The sequence below is a fragment of the Microvirga pakistanensis genome, from assembly GCF_004458765.1.
Classification (GTDB): Bacteria; Pseudomonadota; Alphaproteobacteria; order Rhizobiales; family Beijerinckiaceae; genus Microvirga; species Microvirga pakistanensis.
Window position 1 is genome coordinate 1 of sequence record NZ_SPJX01000722.1, and the last position, 223, is coordinate 223.

At 66.8% G+C, this 223-nt stretch carries 1 protein-coding gene; it reads left to right on the plus strand.

Features of this window, described 5'->3' with window-relative positions; genetic code table 11:
• Positions 1-3: 3 nt before the first annotated feature.
• Positions 4-223, plus strand: a 220-nt coding sequence (locus E4K09_RS28635; protein ID WP_280177508.1) for a DNA-formamidopyrimidine glycosylase family protein, incomplete at its 3' end; no start/stop codon positions are given.

Here is a 223-nt window from a genome sequence, read left to right on the forward strand (position 1 = left end):
TTGATGCCTGAACTGCCCGAAGTCGAAACCGTGCGCCGGGGCCTGGAGCCCGCCATGGTGGGCGCCCGCTTCACCAAGGTGGTGCAACGCCGCCCGGACCTGCGCTTTCCGGTCCCCGAACGCTTCGCGGAGCGTCTGGAAGGACAGGAGGTTAGGGCTCTCGGCCGCCGGGCCAAGTATCTGCTGGCCGATCTCTCCTCCGGGGACGTTCTGATCATGCATC